Origin of the sequence: Myxococcus eversor (genome assembly GCF_010894455.1) — a bacterium.
In the GTDB taxonomy this organism is placed as follows: Bacteria; Myxococcota; Myxococcia; order Myxococcales; family Myxococcaceae; genus Myxococcus; species Myxococcus eversor.
In genome coordinates this window covers 124,771-140,460 of record NZ_JAAIXY010000020.1, presented here as the reverse complement: position 1 = coordinate 140,460, position 15,690 = coordinate 124,771, and the positions used below count along the sequence as shown (strand labels likewise).

General features: G+C 69.1%; 15 protein-coding genes. 9 read left to right on the top strand and 6 right to left on the bottom strand.

What is annotated here, in order from left to right; genetic code table 11:
- Window positions 1–3: 3 nt before the first annotated feature.
- Window positions 4–546: a hypothetical protein gene (locus G4D83_RS33930; protein ID WP_163869024.1), complete on the bottom strand. Its 543-nt coding sequence runs from the start codon at window positions 544–546 to the stop codon at window positions 4–6.
- Between the two features lie 97 nt (window positions 547–643).
- On the opposite strand from G4D83_RS33930, the gene G4D83_RS33925 reads away from it, so the two are divergent.
- The 4 genes from G4D83_RS33925 (at window position 644) to G4D83_RS33910 (ending at window position 4,490) form a co-directional block, all read left to right on the top strand.
- Window positions 644–1,369, top strand: coding sequence for a TetR/AcrR family transcriptional regulator (locus G4D83_RS33925; RefSeq protein ID WP_163869023.1), 726 nt, complete (start codon window positions 644–646; stop codon window positions 1,367–1,369).
- Window positions 1,370–1,378: 9 nt separating this feature from the next.
- Window positions 1,379–2,284 (top strand): lytic transglycosylase domain-containing protein, encoded by a 906-nt coding sequence (locus G4D83_RS33920; protein WP_163869022.1) that lies wholly within the window; start codon window positions 1,379–1,381, stop codon window positions 2,282–2,284.
- 186 nt (window positions 2,285–2,470) lie between these two features.
- Window positions 2,471–2,698 (top strand): hypothetical protein, encoded by a 228-nt coding sequence (locus tag G4D83_RS33915; protein WP_163869021.1) that lies wholly within the window; start codon window positions 2,471–2,473, stop codon window positions 2,696–2,698.
- Between the two features lie 115 nt (window positions 2,699–2,813).
- Entirely contained in the window at window positions 2,814–4,490 is a 1,677-nt protein-coding gene (locus G4D83_RS33910) for a vWA domain-containing protein (protein ID WP_240356902.1), read from the top strand.
- Here the strand turns inward: G4D83_RS33910 and G4D83_RS33905 are convergent.
- Window positions 4,484–5,227 (bottom strand): glucosamine-6-phosphate deaminase, encoded by a 744-nt coding sequence (locus G4D83_RS33905; RefSeq protein ID WP_163869020.1) that lies wholly within the window; start codon window positions 5,225–5,227, stop codon window positions 4,484–4,486. The two genes, G4D83_RS33910 and G4D83_RS33905, sit on opposite strands and share 7 nt — an antisense overlap.
- A gap of 207 nt (window positions 5,228–5,434) precedes the next feature.
- Between G4D83_RS33905 and G4D83_RS33900 the strand changes: the two genes are divergently transcribed.
- From G4D83_RS33900 to G4D83_RS33890, 3 genes are all read left to right on the top strand, one after another.
- A complete protein-coding gene (locus tag G4D83_RS33900; RefSeq protein WP_163869019.1) occupies window positions 5,435–6,862 on the top strand; it encodes an amidase in 1,428 nt (475 codons plus the stop codon).
- Between the two features lie 78 nt (window positions 6,863–6,940).
- Window positions 6,941–7,978: a 6-phosphofructokinase gene (locus tag G4D83_RS33895; protein ID WP_163869018.1), complete on the top strand. Its 1,038-nt coding sequence runs from the start codon at window positions 6,941–6,943 to the stop codon at window positions 7,976–7,978.
- Between the two features lie 100 nt (window positions 7,979–8,078).
- Window positions 8,079–9,719, top strand: coding sequence for a long-chain fatty acid--CoA ligase (locus tag G4D83_RS33890; RefSeq protein ID WP_163869017.1), 1,641 nt, complete (start codon window positions 8,079–8,081; stop codon window positions 9,717–9,719).
- Between the two features lie 54 nt (window positions 9,720–9,773).
- Here G4D83_RS33890 and G4D83_RS33885 read toward each other — a convergent pair whose 3' ends face one another.
- The 4 genes from G4D83_RS33885 to G4D83_RS33870 form a co-directional block, all read right to left on the bottom strand.
- Window positions 9,774–10,217 carry a hypothetical protein gene (locus tag G4D83_RS33885; RefSeq protein WP_163869016.1) on the bottom strand — a complete coding sequence of 148 codons (444 nt, stop codon included), beginning with the start codon at window positions 10,215–10,217 and terminating at the stop codon, window positions 9,774–9,776.
- Window positions 10,218–10,229: 12 nt separating this feature from the next.
- The gene (locus G4D83_RS33880) at window positions 10,230–10,532 is read right to left on the bottom strand and encodes a hypothetical protein (RefSeq protein WP_163869015.1); all 303 of its coding nucleotides are present in this window, start codon (window positions 10,530–10,532) and stop codon (window positions 10,230–10,232) included.
- Window positions 10,533–10,792: 260 nt separating this feature from the next.
- Complete coding sequence (locus tag G4D83_RS33875) at window positions 10,793–12,826, bottom strand: hypothetical protein (protein ID WP_163869014.1); 2,034 nt, start codon at window positions 12,824–12,826, stop codon at window positions 10,793–10,795.
- Window positions 12,827–13,097: 271 nt separating this feature from the next.
- Window positions 13,098–13,451, bottom strand: coding sequence for a hypothetical protein (locus G4D83_RS33870; RefSeq protein WP_163869013.1), 354 nt, complete (start codon window positions 13,449–13,451; stop codon window positions 13,098–13,100).
- A 311-nt stretch (window positions 13,452–13,762) separates the two neighbouring features.
- Here G4D83_RS33870 and G4D83_RS33865 point away from each other — a divergent pair, with 311 nt between their 5' ends.
- Together G4D83_RS33865 and G4D83_RS33860 are read left to right on the top strand one after the other, a co-directional pair.
- Window positions 13,763–14,299: an FHA domain-containing protein gene (locus G4D83_RS33865; RefSeq protein WP_163869012.1), complete on the top strand. Its 537-nt coding sequence runs from the start codon at window positions 13,763–13,765 to the stop codon at window positions 14,297–14,299.
- Window positions 14,300–14,474: 175 nt separating this feature from the next.
- The gene (locus G4D83_RS33860) at window positions 14,475–15,686 is read left to right on the top strand and encodes a metallophosphoesterase (protein WP_163869011.1); all 1,212 of its coding nucleotides are present in this window, start codon (window positions 14,475–14,477) and stop codon (window positions 15,684–15,686) included.
- The last annotated feature ends 4 nt before the right edge of the window (window positions 15,687–15,690 follow it).

Genomic DNA, 15,690 nt, shown 5'->3' with positions numbered 1-15,690 from the left:
GCGTCACGGGTGCGCGGGGGACGCGGACGTCAGGCGCTCCCCCGTGCCAATGGGCACCACCGGTACCGCGGAGGCCGAGGGCTGCACGCCCAGGTACTCGCGCCGAGTGCCCAGCACGTTGTCGAAGAACGGGTGCGTCACGCACCAGTTCGCGTTCTGGTCCGAGCCCAGGTGGTGGTCATAGTGCCAGGGCAGGTGCTCCCGGGCCCACTGGGGCTCCAGGTGCGCGCGGCGGTGGACTCGGTAGTAGTTCACCGCGCAGGCCCACACGGTGCCCACGAAGAAGGGCGCCACCGGGAACAGCGGCGCGTGCGCCAGGGCCACGGCGGCCAGCCCGAGCAGCTCCTTCGTCTGCGCGGACCACGTCCACAGCGAACGCAGGTACTGGTCATCCAGCATGTCGTGCTTGCGGGACGCCTGGTGGTGCTCGTGCCAGTGGAAGCCCCAGAAGCTTCCCCGGCGTCGTCCCAGGCCATGCAGCACGTACTTGTGCAGCGCCCATTCACCGAAATTGGAGTACGCCCAGCCCAGAGGGATGCCGATCATCGTCGCTCTCCAGGGGGGCGCCCGGCCGACACCCCACCCTCAATATCATGACTATTTGGTCACTCTTTATCTATCACGCAATGAGTCGGAGCGCACGATGGTGAGCCGCGACGGCACGAGAGACAGGGGCGTGGAGGCGGACAAGCGGCCGGGGAGGCCGGGTGGCCCGAGGGAGACTGCGCGGCGGGAGCGGACGAAGGAGTTGGAGGACGCGGCGCTGAAGCTCTTCGTGGAGCGGGGGCTGGACGCGGTGACCATCGACGACATCACCCAGGCGGCGGGCGTGGCCAAGGGGACGTTCTACCGGTACTTCGTCGACAAGGCGGGGCTGGTGGAGGCGCTGTTGGAGCCGGTGCGGGGCGAGCTGCTCTCGGGGTTGGAGGCGTGCGGCCAGGCGCTCGGGAAGGCGCGCGGCGTGGAGGCGATGTTCGAGGCGTACCGGGCGATGGCGGCTGTCATCGCGAGCGCGTTGTTGCAGTACCCGGGGGTGGTGCGGCTGTACCTCCAGGAGAGTCGGGGGCCGGCGGTGGGGGCGCGGCAGAAGGTGGCGGAGCTGGCGCGGGAGGTGTCGCGGCACGCGGTGGACATCACCCAGAAGGCGCACACGCATGGGCTGTTGCGGCCGATACGGCCGGCGGTGAGCGGGCTCGCGGTGGTGGGGGCGGTGGAGCGGTTGTTGCTCGCGGTGTTGAGTGAGGAGGACATCGGCAATCCGCTGGAGTTGCCGGATGCGCTGACGACGCTGGTGTTGGATGGGCTGCGAGTGCCGCCTGGGACACGGGAGGGGCGCCGGAAGTTGGACGGAGGGGCCAGGCGCACTTAAGGGTGGAGTGTGGCGCGCAAGCGGGCCCTGGGTGGCTTCAGCATTCCGTGGTGGGCGTGGGTGGGGCTGGCGGCCGTCGTGCCGGTGGTCCTCATCAACGGGGCCATCTCGTGGCTGGGTGACACGCATGTGTCGCCGTTGTCGCTGTCGTTCCTGGAGATGAAGGTGAACGCGCTGGGCACGTATGTGGCGCACCGGCCGTCGTGTCTGTGGGATGGGCACGAGCCGCTGGAGCCGCTCATCGCGCGGGCGGAGCGGCGGCACGGGCTGCCTCCGGGGTTGTTGCAGGCGCTGGTGCTGGTGGAGTCGGAGGGGCGGGTGCACCGCATCTCTCCGGCGGGAGCGATGGGGCCCGGGCAGTTGATGCCCACCACGGCGGTGATGCTGGGGGTGGCTGACCCGTTCGACCCGGAGCCGGCGTTGGATGGAAGCGCGCGGTATCTGGCCGAGCAGCTTCGAAGGTTTCGGGACGTGAAGCTCGCGGTGGCCGCGTACAACGCGGGGCCCGGTTCCGTGAATGGGCGCGTGCCGAGGAACGGGGAGACGGAGTACTACGTGCCCAAGGTGCTCACGGCGTGGGTGCAGACGAGGCCGCCGGAGCCGCCGCGTCCTGTGCCGGTGGTTGCGGCCCGTGCTCGGCCCGTGGTGGCTGCGGTGGCGAAGCCCGTGGCGCCTGTGCGGCCCGCCGTGGCGGCTGTGAGCAAGAAGACGGTGGCCAAGGTGGCGGCGAAGCCCGTGGCGCCTGTGTGGCCCAAGGCCGTTGCGAAGCCAGTGGCGGCGCCAGCGCGCACCACGGTCGTCGCCAAGCCGGTGGCCCCCAAGGCGAAGCCGAAGACAGAGGCTGCTCCCGCGAAGGCGCCGACTCGTGCGACGCAGGCGAAGCCCTCCGTCACGGTGAACACGCGCCCGGGTTGAGGCCTCCCGAGTTGTCGCGGGAGAGCCCCACCATCAAGGCCCTCGAACAGGTGGCCTTGGCCATTCGAGATTCCACCAACGTCATTCGTCGACGGGAACCAACTGCTCGATGGCATCGTAGGCGAGCCCTGGTTTCGTGACAGGCTCGACAACCCGAGGTGCAATGAAACGAGTCCCGGGTCGACCATGAAGCGAGCCACCCGCATCCGTCAGTCCGAGGTCGCCTTCCGCAGCGGCACCCGACTGGTCCTGTTCATGTTGGCCCTGTGGCTGTGCGCGATGCTCTTCAGCGTGACATGGGCCGCGAAAATCACAGGGGCCCTGGCTCTCTTCTTCACGGCCACGACGGCCCTGGAGGCCTGGAACGTGTGGCGCCTGCGCCGCCTCCCACCCGAGGAGCCAAGACGAAGGTGAACTCGGCGTGAGCGCGAGGCCGCATCGGGCGGATGACCGACCTCCTCCCGTTGACCGACCTCGGGCGAATGACGGACGCGCGGCGTGAAGCACTCGTGCGACGAGTAGCTCACGCATGACGACTCCTTCCACGCCCCGAGGCTCCATGAGCAAGTCCTTGAAGGTCACCTTCACCCTGCTGTCGGCGGCGCTCGCCTTTGTGGCCGGAGTCACGCTGTTCGGCGACAACATCCGCAAGCACTTCGGCGCGACCTGCGGGGCGCTCGCCGGCAGCCCGGACGTGGTGGCGCGCCAGAAGACCCTGCGCAGCTTCGGAGCGAACTCCGAATATGACGGCGCGTCCTCCTCGCCATCCCTGCCCCGCAAGTCGATGCAGCACTTCAACCCGGGCGCCTCGGAGCCGGCGATCTCCCCATCCTATCCCGTGGAGCGCCTCGCCCCCAACGCCTACACCCGCACCGCAGATGACGCGCTCTCCACCTTCGCCGTGGACGTGGACACCGCCTCCTACGCCCTCTTCCGCCGCGCCGTGCAAAACAACCGGCTGCCCTCCGCCCACACCGTCCGCGTCGAGGAATGGGTCAACTACTTCCGCTACCGCGTCCCCGAGCCCGCCCCCGGCGAAGGCGCCTTCCACGTCGCGCTGGAGGCCGCGCCCTCCCCCTTCACCCCGAGCCAGCACATCCTCAAGGTGAGCCTCCAGGGCCGCCACGTCGCCCAGGCCCAGCGCAAGTCCACGCACCTCGTGTTCCTCGTGGACACCAGCGGCTCCATGTCCGGCACGGACCGACTGGAGCTCGCCAAGACGTCGATGAAGCTCGCCGTCGCCGGCCTCAACCCCACCGACACCGTCACCATCTCCACCTACGCGGGCGACGTGCGCACCGTGCTCGACACCACCCCCGCGAGCCAACGCAAGCACATCGAGTCCGTCATCGACGAGCTCTCCTCGGGCGGCGGCACCGCCATGGGCAGCGGCCTGGAGCTGGCCTATCAGCACGCCGTGCGCATGGCCGGCGCCAACCGCGTCTCGCGCGTCGTCGTCCTCACCGACGGCGACACCAACCTCGGCCGCAATCAGACGGCGGACTCCATGCTGGAGAGCATCAGCCGCTACGTGAAGGAAGGCGTCACCCTCTCCACCATCGGCTTCGGCATGGGCAACTACCGCGATGACCTGATGGAGCGTCTGGCCAACAAGGGCAACGGCAACTGTTTCTACATCGACTCCGAGCGCGAGGCCCGCCGCGTCTTCCAGGAGCAGCTCGGCGGCACCATGGAGGTCATCGCCCAGGACGTCAAAATCCAGGTGGAGTTCGACCCGGCCGCCGTGCGCGGCTACCGGCTGCTCGGCTACGAGAACCGCGCCATCGCCGACAAGGACTTCCGCGAGGACGCCGTCGACGCGGGCGAAATCGGCGCGGGCCACACCGTCACCGCGCTGTACGAACTCGACTTGACGGGCGAAGGCTCCACCGTCGCCACCGTCCGCGTGCGCGCCAAGAAGCCCGGCGACTCCGAGGTCTCCGAGCAGCGCTTCGCCCTCCCGCGCAACCGGGTGCGTGAATCCCTGACGAGGGCATCCTCCGACCTGCGCTTCGCCGTCGCCGTCGCTGGCACCGCGGACCTTCTGCGCGGCACCGCGCCCACCGATGACCGGGGCTTCTCGCGCATCCACTCGCTCGCGGAGGACGCGGTGGACGGTCAGGAAGACCGCGCGGAGTTCCTCACCCTGCTCGGCAAGCTGCGCGCGCTGATGTCACCCCGCGTCGCCAACTCGAACACCTACTGAGTCCGCGACGACAGCGCGCTCGCCGCGTCCCGGTCCAACCACACCTCCACGTCGCGGTGCAGTTGCAGGAAGGAGGCGGGGCAGCGCGGAGTCACGGGGCCCTCCGCCATGGCCTTCACCGCCTCCGCCTTGCCCTCGCCAAACGCCAGCAACATCGCGCGCCGCGACTGGATGAGCGCTCCCATGCCCAGGGTCAGCGCCTCCAGCGGCACGCGGCTCGGGTCATCGCCGAAGAGCATCGCATTCGCCTCGCGCGTCGCCCGACTCAGCCGCGTCCGGTGACACCGCGCCAACAGGTGGTCGGCCGGCTCGTTGAAGGCCAGGTGCCCGTTGGCGCCAATGCCCAGCAACACCAATCCCAGCCCACCCTCGGCGACAAGCTCCGCCTCGTAGCGTGCGCACTCGACCTCCGCGTCCGGCGCCGCGCCGTCGAGGAAGTGGATGCGCTCCTCCGACAGGTTCACCTTCCGGAAGAAGTGCCGCTCCATGTACGCGCGAAAGCTGCCTCCGTCCTCGCCCGACACCCCGAGCAGCTCGTCCAGGTTGAACGTCCGCGCACGAGACCAGTCCAGCGCCCTTCGCTCGTGCAACGCCACCAGCTCCCGGTACACGTTGAGCGGCGAGCGCCCCGTGGGCAGCCCCAACACCAGCGACGGATGAGACGTCACCGCCTCCGCGACGCGCGCGGCGCAGGCGATGGCCGCTTCCTGCTCGGACTCGAAGACTCGAAGGTTCAAGGAGGCTCCCGCTCGCGAAGAAGGCGCGCACACGAGCATAGAAGCCACACCTTCAACACGAGCCCCGAGTCGGGAACGCGTTCACCGTGCGGCACGTCTGTGACAGATGTGGCAACTGTCACTTTCCGATAATGCACAAACGCAACGCGTCATGCCGCGGGCTTCGCGCGCGCGGGCGTCAGCGCGGAACGGCGGTAGAGTCGACGGATGGACCCCTTCGTCAGCCTCGACGCCACCGCCCAGGCCGAGCTCGTCCGCGGTGGGGAAGTCACGCCACTGGAGCTGGTGGACGCGGCCATCGCTCGCATCGAGCGCCACAACCCGAAGCTCAACGCCGTCGTGCACACGCAGTTCGACACGGCGCGCGCGCGGGCGAAGACGCCCCTGCCCCAGGGCCCCTTCACCGGCGTGCCCTTCCTGCTCAAGGACCTGCTCGCCGCGCAGGAGGGCTCCCCGCTGCGCTTCGGCTCGCGCTTCACGAAGGACTTCATCCCCGAGCACGACAGCGAGCTCGTCAAGCGCCACCTGCGCGCGGGGCTCGTCATGCTGGGCACCACGAACACGCCGGAGCTGGGCCTGTTGCCGACGACGGAGGGCACGCTGCACGGCCCCTGTCGCAACCCGTGGGACGTGACGCGCTCTCCAGGAGGCTCCAGTGGCGGCGCGGCGGCGGCGGTGGCCAGCGGCATGGTGCCCTTCGCGCACGCGTCGGACGGCGGCGGCTCCATCCGCATCCCCGCGTCGGCCTGCGGCCTGTTCGGCCTCAAGCCCAGCCGGGGCCGCAACCCCACGGGCCCGGAGCTGGCGGACGGCGTCCACTGGCTGGTGGGCGAGCATGCACTCACCCGCACGGTGAGGGACAGCGCCGCCCTGCTGGACGCCACCGAGGGCCCCGACGTGGGCGCGCCCTACGTCGCCCCGCCGAAGACGCGGCCTTACCTCATGGAGGTCGGCGCACCGCCTGGCCGCCTGCGCGTCGGCCTGACGCTGCGCAACGCCGTGGGCGCCCCCGTCCACCCCGAGTGCCTGGCCGCCGTCGTCGCCACCGCGCGATTGCTGGAGGGCCTGGGCCACTCCGTCCTCGAAGGCAGCTTGCAGATACCGGGCGACGAGGAGCTGGGGCAGCACTTCATGACCGCCTGGGCCGCCAGCGTGGTGAACAGCATCGAGGGCCTGGGCCGGCGCATGCGCCGCGCCCCGTCACCCGAGGACTTCGAGCCCTTCACCTGGGCGCTCTACCAGTTCGGCCTGAGCCAGGGCCTGTCGGCCTACCTGCACGCCCAGGCCGAGGGTCTGCGCTTCGGCCGCGCCTTCGCCCGGCGCTTCACCGACGTGGACGTGTGGCTCTTGCCCACCGTCACCGAGCCCGCGCCCCTGCTCGGCACGTTCGCCGCCCCGCCCGACGAGCCGCTCGGGCCGCTGTTCCGCGCGGCGGCCTTCACGCCCTACTGCCCCATGGCCAACATGGCGGGCAACCCGGCCATGAGCGTCCCCCTCCACTGGAGCCCGGAGGGGCTGCCCGTGGGCGTCCAGTTCATCGCCCGCCACGGCGACGAGGCCACCCTCTTCCGACTGGCCTCTCAGCTCGAGTCGGCGCACCCCTGGACTCACAGGCGCCCCGCGGTGTTCGGCTAGGGGTCGCCACGTCCGTCGGAGAGCGCTCGGGCAAACTTCGCGAGCACGCGTGCCGCCGGGCGCGATAGAACCCTCCCCATGAAAGTCGCCGTGCTCACCGGCGGGGGTGACTGCCCCGGCCTGAACGCCGTCATCCGCGCCATCGTCCGCCGCGCCAACGCCCACGGTTTCGAGATGATGGGCCTTCGAGACGGGTGGAAGGGCCTGCTCGAGGACAACCACTTCCGCCTCACGCGGGAGACCACCTCCGGCATCCTCCACCGGGGCGGCACCATCCTCGGCACCTCGCGCGTCAACCCCTTCAAGGTCGAGAACGGGCTGGAGAAGGTCAAGCGCGCCATTGAGCGCAATGGCATCCACGCCGTCATCGCCATCGGCGGCGAGGGCACGCTGTCCGCCGCCACGCGCATGTCGCAAGAGGGCCTGCGCATCGTCGGCGTGCCGAAGACCATCGACAACGACCTCAACGGCACGGACTTCACCTTCGGCTTCGACACCGCCGTGTCGATTGCGACGGAGGCCGTGGACCGGCTGCACTCCACCGCCGAGTCCCACAAGCGCGTCATCGTCTGCGAGGTCATGGGCCGACACGTGGGCTGGATTGCCACCTACGCGGGCATCGCCGGCGGCGCGGACGTCATCCTCGTCCCGGAGATTCCGGCCGACCTGGAGCGCGTGGCCGAGCACATCCAGCGCCGCCACGCGGGCGGGCGCACCTTCTCCATCGTCGTCGTCGCCGAGGGCACGCGCATCAAGCTGGCGGCGGACCAGAACGAGCAGCTCGTCACCAGCGGCTCGCTGGACGAGGCAGGCCGGCCGCGCCTGGGCGGCGTGGGCAACATCGTCGCGCACGAAATCGAGCGACGCACTGGCTTCGAGACGCGCGTGTCCGTGCTGGGCCACATCCAGCGCGGCGGCGCGCCCACCGCGCATGACCGCGTGCTCGCCACCCGCTACGGCGTCCACGCCTGCGACATGGTGGCCCGCGGCGAGTTCGGGATGATGGCCGCGCTCAAGGGCAACGAAATCATCAGCGTGGACCTGTCCGCCGCGACGAAGGAACTCAAGAAGGTGCCCAAGGAGTTCTTCGAGGTCGCCCAGGTCTTCTTCGGCTGACGCAGTGCGATAACAAACGAGCCACATGACGCGGGGCGCTGGCTCGTGTGCGCATCCGGTAGCATCGGTGGCCTACCCTCGCCGTGAAGGGACGGTGCCGATGCTTCCAGGACGCATGATGGACTTCCCGCTCACCCTGACGCATTTCCTGGAGCGCGCGCGGACGTACTTCCCGCGCTCGGAAATCGTCAGCCGCAATCCGGACAAGACGACGCACCGCTATACCTATGCGGACTTCCACCGGCGCACGTGTCAGCTGATGAATGCGCTGACGCGGCTGGGGGTGAAGGCAGGCGACCGGGTGGCGACGCTGAGCTGGAACCACTACCGGCACCTGGAGGCGTACTTCGGCATTCCGGCGATGGGCGCGGTGGTGCACACGCTGAACCTGCGCCTGCACCCGAATGATTTGGCGTACATCGCGCGGCACGCGGAGGACACGGTGGTGCTGGTGGACCGCTCGTTGTTGCCGCTGTTCGAGAAGTTCGCGGCGCAGGTGCCGAGCATCCGCCACGTCATCGTCATCCCGGACGCGGGGCCGGCGCCCGAGGGGATGCTGGACTACGAGCAGTTGCTGGCGAAGGAGTCGGTGGACTTCGACTTCCCGACGCTGGATGAGAACAGCGCGGCGATGCTCTGCTACACGTCGGGGACGACGGGCAACCCGAAGGGGGTGCTGTTCAGCCACCGCTCCATCGTGTTGCACACGCTGGTGTGTTGCATGAAGGATTTGACGGGCATTGGCGAGGCGGACTCGGTGCTGCCGGTGGTGCCCATGTTCCACGCGGCGGCGTGGGGCCTGCCGTTCGACGCGCTGCTCACGGGCGCGCGCATGGTGATGCCGGGGCCGCACCTGGACCCGCCGTCGCTGTTGGACTTGATGGCGGCGGAGAAGGTGACGATTGCGGGCGGGGTGCCGACCATCTGGCTGGGGATTCTGGCGCTGTTGGACCAGGACCCGAAGAAGTGGGACCTGAGCGCGGTGCGCACCATGTTGATTGGTGGCTCGGCGGCGCCTCCGGCGATGATTGATGGCTTCCGTCAGCGGCACGGGCTGGAGGTGACGCACGCGTGGGGCATGACGGAGATGAACCCGGTGGGCACCATGGCGAAGGTGAAGCAGGAGCTTCGCCACGCGGACGCGAAGACGCAGCTCGCGGCGCAGGGCTCGCAGGGCTTCGCGCTTCCGTTCGTGGAGACGCGGGTGATGAGCGAGGAGGGCAAGCCGTTGCCGTGGGATGGCTCGACGATGGGCGAGCTGGAGGTGCGCGGGCCGTGGGTGGCGGGCTCGTACTACGGCGGCGAGGGGCAGGACCGCTTCACGGCGGACGGCTGGTTCAAGACGGGTGACGTGGTGACGCTGGACGCGGATGGGTATGTCCGCATCTGCGACCGGAGCAAGGACGTCATCAAGTCGGGTGGCGAGTGGATTTCGTCGGTGGCGTTGGAGAACGCGCTGATGAGTCACCCGGCGGTGCTGGAGGCGGCGGTGTTCGCCGGGCGGCACGCGCGCTGGGACGAGCGTCCACTGGCGGCGGTGGTGCTGAAGCCGGGACAGACGGCGACGAAGGAGGAGCTGGCCGAGCACCTGGCGAAGCAGTTCGCCAAATTCTGGCTGCCGGACGACTACCTCTTCATCGGCCAGATTCCGCGCACGTCCACGGGCAAGTTCCTCAAGACGAAGCTGCGCGAGGATTACGGCGACCACCTGCTCAAGAGCGCGCCCAGCGCCGCTGGGTGAGTCCATCGGACATCCGGGCCCGTCGTCCTCGTGGTGAGGCGGTGGGTCCGGGCGTCAACCGTACTGGTCGATGAGCTGAATCTTCCGGCTCCGGCACACATCCTCGAAGTCACCCCGGTTGAAGGTGATGAGACCGTGCAACCGGTTCTTCGGGTTGAGCAGCATCAGCCGCACCACCCGGTCCACCAGACTCAAGGCGCGGTAGCTGCCTCCTTGCCTCTTCAGCTCCTCGAAGCACTCGCCCAGCGCCTGCTCCCGCATCTTGCGGTCGAACAACATCGACAGCCGGTTGCGCTGCCGCAGGCGTTTCAAGTCCCGCTCCATCAGCCCCAGCGAGTCACTGCGCCGGGCCATCCGGGTCGACACCGTTTCATAGAGGATGGGCCAGGGGACGACGAGCTCATGCGTGGCCGAGTCGAAGAGCTTCTCGAAGAGGGCCTCCGCGACACCGTGCAGACCCGTCCCGCGAGTCGTACATCGCGATGAGGAAACAAGCATCGACGCAGACCTTCATGCGTCGTCCTGCTCCTCTCCAGCGACCTCGGTGTAGCCGACCCAGGAGGCCGGACGCCGGCTGCCGAACAGCCACTTCCCGCTCCACTTCCCATCCTTGTCGGGCCCAATCAGATAGGCCCGACCCTTCTTCCCGATGATGGGCTTGAGGGCGCGCTTGAGCTGCGTGGGCGTCAGCGCCGTCGTGAAGGTCGCCATGCCATCACCGCACTCGCGCGCTTCCAGCTTCGCCAGCCACCTGTAGAGGTCGTCGTAGTTGCCTCGAAGCCCCAGGTCGAACGAGAGCCAGTACCGTGTCATGCATCCTCCCTGACGAGGCCGTGCACCACCCCGACGAACGGGGGCCCGCACAGGCGCGAGGTCCGAGCCCTGTTTCTCACCCTCCAGGTCGCGGCGTCTACTGCCTACCGGAGTTCGTGGAATCGGAGGAGGACGGGCCGGGGAAGTCGCTTCGATAGAGGGGCGCATGCAGTCTCACAGGTTGGACGGTCCGCGCCCGTCGAGTGGGCGCGGACCGCGATTCCTGCAAGCAACACGCCCTTCTCAGGCGGGTCCTGACGTCAGTTGGCGCCGAGGCAGACGCCGCCGCAGGTGGTCTCCACCTTGCCATCCGGTTGCAGGAAGAGGTCCACCTGCTCGCGGCCCTTCACGTTGCGCCGCACGCCCTCGTGCACCGGGTTGTCCTGCGCGGGCAGGTCCGCCACCGTGCCCGGAAGCGGCGAGGGCAGCCCGAAGTCGAACTGCACCAGCGCCGCGCCTTCGATGGCGCCCTCGAACACCGGCAGCTCCGGCACCCTCCACGTCGCCGGGAGCTGCTGCGTCAGGCCCATCGCCCGCGCGTGAAGCTCCGTGGCCACGTTGGGCACCTGCGCATCCCCCAGCCCGTACTGCACCAGCACCCGACGCGACGCCGGTCCACCCGTGTACGGCGTCGTCAGCACGTGTGGCGCGTAGGTAATCGGGTCGATGCGGTCGAAGCTCGTCTGCGTCAGCGCCGCGAACTTCTGCTGGTCCAACGCATCCGGCACCGCCGCCGCGATCGCCTGGAGGAACATCGCGAACGGCTTCGCGCGGAACATCATCAGCGAGAAGTCCGCTCCACCCACGCTGAACACCGCCCGGGAGATGTGCGGCGACAGCGCCACGTACGTCCCACCCAGGATGTGCCCCTGGCTGATGCCGTAGAAGTACGTCTGGTCCGGGTCATACACGAGCACCCCGTTGTCCTTCAGCTCCGCCACCTCCTTCAGCGTCGTCCGCGCCGCGTAGGTGACAGCCATCTGGTTCACCATGCCCTGGTGCACCCGGTCGGTGAAGCGCAGCGTCTGCGCGGGCTGCTGCGACATCGCGCCAATCACCCCCGGCGCATCCGCCTGCGACATTCCCCACCAGTCCACCGTCATCACCACCATCTTCGTCGCCTGCACGAAGGGCCGGACGAACGAGCCATCCGACTCCCCCTGACTGCCGAAGAAGCCATGCCCGAACTGGAGGAAGCGCACCGGCGCCACCGCCTGCCCCCAGACACTCCGGGGAATCTGGAGCGTGAAGGGCACCTCCGCCTCGCCATTGCGCCGCACCCGGCCCTGCTCGTCACGCGCCAGCAGCGCACCCGCCTGCGCAGTCTCCATGAAGAGCGGCACCCGCAACGTCCCCTTGATGCGGCGGAAGATGTTCGCGTCCACCTCGTCCTTCACCTCCGTCACCGTGACGACGGGCGGCGTGGCCTCCATGGCCTCCATCGCCAGTCGGCGCACCTCCAGCATGTCCCGGGTGACGTTCTCCTCCGTCTCCGTGGTGAAGTCCCACGCGAGCTGCAACTCGGAGCGCGCCACGCCCGCGGCCTCCAGCGCCGGGAAGATGTCCGCCTCGTACCGCGCGGCCAGGGGCGCCAGCAGCGGGTCTCCCGCCGTCTGTCCATCCCGGATGCGGCGGAAGCCCTCCGGCACGGGCACCGCCGTCCCGTCCTTCGCCTTCAGCCCGCGCAACGCGACGATGTAGCGAGCCCCACCGCGCAGCCGCACCACCGGCCGCAGCAGCAACGCCCGGTGCGCGTCGTCCGGCGCGCGTGGATCCAACTCCGCGAAGTGCAGCACCCCCGTGCGCGCCTCCGCGTCCAGCACCACCGTGGTCCCCGACGTCGCCGCCATGGGCTGCGTCACCGTCGGCAGGTTCGTCGCGTCCACGCCCCCCGGGAAGAGCGCGAGCATCTGCGTCCCATGCGAATAGCCATCCGCGGGATGCAGGTCCGTGAAGTCGAAGGGCGTCCCGTCCTTCATCTTCAACTTCGCCGCCGTGCTCAGCTTCACGCGGTGGCCCGAGGGCAGCGCCGCATCCTCCTGCAGGAAGTAGTTCGACGGATACGGCAACAGACAGTCATGCTCCGACGCCAGCGGGTTGCAGCCCTCCGGCACCTCCAGCGCGGGCAGTGGAGGCCCCGCGTCCGGAGGCCCCGCGTCGGGCGTACCTCCGCCGTCGGGCTGCTCCTGCCCTGCGTCCGGCGACGCGTCATCCTCTGAATCCGAGCACGCGGTCATCGCCAGCAACGACAACGCCAGCACCCACGCGCCGCGCTTCTTCATTCGCTCCCACATGGTCCGAGGACTCCTCGTGCGAACACAGATGTTTGTGTCACGAGGATGTAACCTGCGACGTCACCTGAACAAAGCCTTGTCTCACGACGCGGCGCACCACGCACAGCCACGACACGCCCCGCGTGCGAGGCCCCGCGCATGGTTGTCCAATGTCGCACACCCACGTCTCCCCGGAGCCGGCTCGGGCTCCACGGAGAGTGAGAGGAATCAGGCAAGCAGTGCGACAGCGTCAGCCCGAGCTCCAGGCTGACGCTGTCTATCCACGGATGTTTCAGATTCCGCAGATATCCTCGGCCAGCGAGATGCACGCCGAGATGAACTGCGCGGTGGTGCAGCCGCCGTTCTGGGTGCAGACGATGTCGCCGGTCCCCGGCTCGCTACACCACTGGAGCGTCACCCAGCACGCGGCCTGGGTGACAGTCCGGTCTCCCTCGATGGCCTGCGCGCTCACGCTGCTCTCTCCCGAGGCATCCCGCACCGTCACGGGCGTGCCGTCGCTGCGCGTGGCCTCGTAGCGCGGGCCCAGCTCTCCAGAGACAGCCTCGGGCGAGGACGCCTCGGGTCCACACCCCGTGAGCATTCCGACAGCGAGCCCCGCGACCACCATGAATGACAGCGCCTTCATATGGTTCTCCTGGGTGATGGGACTCACCGACCTGAGCCCCGCTACCCATATGCAATGATTGTCTTTTCGCCTCTATCGTTGATTGCCACTATCTGAAATGTTTTCAGGCCCGTCTCAAGTCTGGGATTACAGTCCGCCGCAACCACTGCGCATGGATTGAGCCCTGGAACGCTCGACATGAAACCTTCCGTCCATCCTGGGCCCGGGCGTCCTCGTGTGCTCGCATGGGAGCGTCATCTGGTGGACGACAGCCGGGGGCGCGCCGACGTCGCGAGCGTCCGCCAGCGGCTCCGGGTTAAGTTGCGGCCACCATGCCGTCCGTGAAGCAACTTCGCCCGTTCGCCCTGGCAACCCTGGAAGCCTTCCTCGATGCTTCCGGGCCCGTGGTCCTCGTCCAGCAGCCGCCCGAACCCGTCTTCCAGCAGGTGGCGATGCGGCTGGGCGAGGCGCGCACCGTGGGCATGGCCCATCGCAGCCGGCTGGTGGACCGCCTCTTCGTCATGCTCCGCGGCTTCGATGCGCTGGAGGTCCACTTCCTGCGTCCGGTCGTCGATGGCCAGGAGCTGACGGTGGGGAGGATTGAGGGCTGCACGCTGCTCGTCCCGGACCCGTCGGTCTCCAAGCACCACGCCACGCTGAAGTGGCACGCGTCACGCGGGGACTGCTCCGTGAAGGACGTGGGCTCGATGAACGGGACGTGGGTCAACACCGCGTCGCTCACCCCGGAGCAGGAGGTCCTCCTCACGGATGGAGACGCGCTGGGTTTCGGCGATGCCCAGTTCCTCTACCTGCGCACGGAGACGCTGCACGCGCACCTGCGCATGGCCAGCCCCGGCGCCCGGGGCTGATTCGCCCTCGGCGGGAATGTCGCGTCGGGCTCCAGCGTAGGGAGGACGGCCCGGCGCTCCGCCGCTCCTGGCCGAGCCCCAGGGCCCTGCTCTCTCCTACATCGAGCCACTTCGTGCGGCGGGGCCGACGATTCGCCGCTATGACTCGGGCTCTCCAGCGCGTGGGAGTGTGTGGATGGGCAGGCCGTTGCTTCTCCTCTTGGTCTATGTGGGCGCCTGGGGCGTGCTGCGGGCGCTCTGGCCCGACCTGCTGCGTGGATGGCGGCGGTGGGTGCTGCTGGGCGGCTCGGTGGGCTCGCTCGTCGTGTGGCTGGTCCCCCTGCTGGCGGGACCCCAGGTCGAGGTGCCCGCCGCGCTCCGGATGTTCACCGTGGGGTGGTCCGTCTCCGCCATCATCGTCCTGCTCATCGGCTCACCCCTCGCCCTGCTGCGAAAGTGGGTGGACCGGAAGAACGCGGTGCTCGCGCCCTCCGTCCCGCTCGACTCCGACGTGATTGCCCCCATCACCCCGCCCCCCGCCCTGGGTGGGATGAGCCGCCGCACCCTGCTGACCCACGCGGGGCGCGCGGTGCCGGTGTTCGCGGCGGGAACGAGCACGATGGGAGTCGCGGGCGGCTCCTCGGGCTTCACCGTGAAGTCGGTGGAGGTGCGCCTGCCTGGGCTGCCCCCCGCGCTGGACGGGTTTCGCATCGGCCAGATTACCGACGTACACGTCGGCACCTTCATCGACACCCAGTACCTCCGGGACACCGTGGCGGCGATGAACGAGGCCCAGGTGGACCTCCAGGTGATGACGGGGGACCTCATCGACGACCTGGACCAGCTCGACGGCACCATGGCCGCGCTGGAGTCGTGCAAGGCCCGTCACGGCATGCTGGCGGTGCTCGGCAACCACGAGCACTGGCGCGGCCTCGACGAAGTCGTGCGGGCCTATGCGCAGTCCCAGGCGCGCGGCGGCCCGGTGCGGCTGCTGGTGGACTCGTCACACGTCATCGAGCACGGCGGTCAGCGCGTGCGCGTCGTCGGCGTGGACTACCCCATGTCCGGCCGCAGCCACCGCGTGAAGGCCGAGCGCATGCTCCAGTCCGCCGAGAAGGCCTTCCAGGGCACCTCCCCCGACGAAGTCATCCTCTGCCTGTCCCACCACCCCGACTTCTTCAACAACGCCGCGGAGCGCGGTGCGCGGCTCACCCTCGCCGGCCACACCCACGGCGGCCAGGTGGCGTTCTTCGGCGTGCCCGCGTTCTGGTTCGCCTTCCAGTACATGCTCGGCCGCTATCGCCGAGGGGACCATCAGCTCTATGTGTCCGGCGGCACCGGCCACTGGCTGCCCTTCCGATTGGGCGTCCCGCCCGAGGTGACGGTGCTCACGCTGCGCGCGGCGTAGGCTT